Origin of the sequence: Bacillus sp. SIMBA_026 (assembly GCF_046535335.1) — a bacterium.
Classification (GTDB): domain Bacteria; phylum Bacillota; class Bacilli; order Bacillales; family Bacillaceae; genus Bacillus; species Bacillus velezensis.
This window is the reverse complement of the sequence record NZ_JAWRWX010000024.1, coordinates 1-518: the sequence shown is the minus strand read 5'-3', so window position 1 is coordinate 518 and position 518 is coordinate 1. Positions and strand designations below refer to the sequence as shown.

Below are 518 nucleotides of genomic sequence, written 5' to 3'. Positions count from 1 at the left end.
GCGTATAGAGCCTTGCAGCGTCAACCTCTTTTTCAAGGAAAATTGCTCGAAAGTGACTGTTTGGTTAGGTTGCGAACAGCGAACCATGACGAACTGTAAATCTACGGAATGCTTGATATTCAGGGGATTTTGCGGACTGGTACGGATGGGAGCGAACTGATAAATGGTGTCCCCTGCAGGAATCGAACCTGCAATTAGCCCTTAGGAGGGGCTCGTTATATCCATTTAACTAAGAGGACAATGCGGCATGAGTATACCCGCTAATGGAGTGCGGGGTAAGTACGCTGCCGCTCGATTGCTTAAACCCTCGCCATTTATGCCGGGTTTTTATAATTTTTCTTAATGTTTTCCGCACGTTCTGCTTTTTGGACGTCATCGATTGTCCCTCTAAGACACGGATAAATCGGTGATATCACCACATCAACCAGGCAACATGCCCGACTTGTTGAATGCAATAAACAGAAGGAAAAAACAGGGAGGAGAAAAGAAGTGGTGCTGATAGGCAGATTCGAACTGCC

1 protein-coding gene and 1 tRNA gene are annotated in these 518 nt (G+C 46.3%); both read right to left on the bottom strand.

Annotation, left to right across the window (positions count from 1 at the left end; all coding sequences use genetic code 11):
* Positions 1-164 precede the first annotated feature (164 nt).
* Positions 165-239, bottom strand: a tRNA-Arg gene (locus SB847_RS20485).
* A gap of 75 nt (positions 240-314) precedes the next feature.
* The coding region (locus tag SB847_RS20480) for a hypothetical protein (RefSeq protein ID WP_410578383.1) at positions 315-518 on the bottom strand (204 nt) is incomplete at its 5' end.